The sequence below is a fragment of the Herbaspirillum sp. UBA812 genome (assembly GCF_002296545.1).
Taxonomy (GTDB): domain Bacteria; phylum Pseudomonadota; class Gammaproteobacteria; order Burkholderiales; family Burkholderiaceae_D; genus Herbaspirillum; species Herbaspirillum huttiense.
Genome location: NZ_DBIC01000345.1, coordinates 1 through 1,618, shown reverse-complemented (window position 1 = coordinate 1,618; position 1,618 = coordinate 1). Strand labels below are relative to the sequence as shown.

Annotated in this window: 1 protein-coding gene and 1 pseudogene; both read left to right on the top strand. The window is 68.8% G+C overall.

What is annotated here, in order from left to right; genetic code table 11:
• The coding region (locus B3873_RS23180; RefSeq protein ID WP_349676455.1) for a FecR domain-containing protein at window positions 1-964 on the top strand (964 nt) is incomplete at its 5' end.
• 13 nt (window positions 965-977) lie between these two features.
• Window positions 978-1,618 (top strand): annotated as a pseudogene (locus B3873_RS23175) (TonB-dependent siderophore receptor); the annotation flags it as partial.

Sequence of the window (1,618 nt, the reverse complement as noted above, 5' to 3'; positions counted from 1 at the left end):
AACGGCGCGCATGAAGAACGAAGACAAGATCGTGGAGCAGGCCATCGAGTGGATGCTGCAGATCGAACAAGGCGAACTGAGCAAAGGCGAACAAGCCGCCTTCGAACACTGGAAAGCGGCTGACCCGCGCCATGCCGTGGCCTATGCCAATCTGGCGCAGTCGGTGCAGCAGTTCGACGTTCCGCGCCAGGTCGGTGCCGCCCCTCAGGTCCTGCGCAACACGCTGCAACAGAAGAGCCGGCGTCGCAAGGCCCTCAAGCAGATCGCCATTCTGGCCGGCCTCACCGTGGGTGCCGGCCTGCTGGCCGACCGCGTCACCCCGCTGGCAGGACTGCGCGCCGACCTGCACACCGGTACCGGCGAGCGTCGCCGCACCCTGCTGGCCGACGGCAGCACCCTGATCCTCAACGCGCGCAGCGCCATCGACCAGCAGATCGCATCGGGCACGCGGCAAATCCGCTTGCTGGCGGGCGAAATCCAGCTGCAGGTGGCGGCGCGTGCGGACCTGCCCTTCATCATCCAGACCGTGCATGGCAGCGCCGAACTGCTGGGCGGCACGCTGATGATGGCCCTGCAGCCCGCCCGCACCGAACTGGTGGCGGTGCAGGCCGCCCAAGTCGGGGTGGTGACCCGCAACAATACCCGTGGCGAAGTGACTGGCGGCCAGCATCTCTGGTTCGACAGCGACCGCATCGGTACCGCACGCGCCAATGCCGGCGGCGAAACCTCGCGGGTCGACGGCTACTACACCGCCACCAACAACACGCTGGCCGAAGTGGTGGCAGCGCTGCGTCCTTACCGCACGGGCATCCTCAGGCTCGATCCGGCCGTGGCCGGGTTGCGCATCAGCGGTGCCTTCCCGCTGGATGACAGCGAGCGCGCCCTGTCGGCATTGGCCAGCGCCTTGCCCATCTCGGTGACGCGGGTCAGCCCCTACTGGGTCACCATCAGCGCGCGCGCCTGAACCCGCCCGCTCCATGCGCCCCACCCGCCTCGCCCTCCTGCTGGCGCACTGCCTCGCGGCCAGCCCGCTGGCGCTGCTGGCCGCGCCCGCTGCCGCGCAAATCGTTTCCGCCTCCGTCCCGCTGGCGCAGTTCGAATTCCAGTTGCCCGCCGCCAGCATGGAAGCGACGCTGGCCGCCATCGCGCGTACCGCCGGTGGCATCGTGCTGTTCGATCCGGCGGTGACGGCCGGGCTCGCCAGCAACGGCGTGCAAGGCCGCTACACGCTACCCCAGGCACTGCAGCGCGCACTGGCCGACAGCCCGCTGGAACTGGTCGCGCAGGCCGATGGCTCATACGGGGTACGCCGCATTCCGGAAGTGCTGCCCCGCTACAATCCGCCGCTGCCACCGGTCATGCAGACCGGCACCGGGGAGGAGCGCAACAGCAGCCACGGTTATCTCGACAGCGGCTTCCTGGCCAGCGGCAGCCGGCTGGCCACACGGCAGGAAGAAAAACTGTCGGCCCTGCCGGTGTCGCTGCAGGAGATCACCAGTTCCGTTCTCGAAAGCCAGCAATCGCGCTCGGTGGTGGACAGCCTGCAGAACATCAGCGCCGTGGTCCATGGCCGCGGCGACGGCGTCGACCAGGCCGGTACGCTCTACGTGCGCAGCTT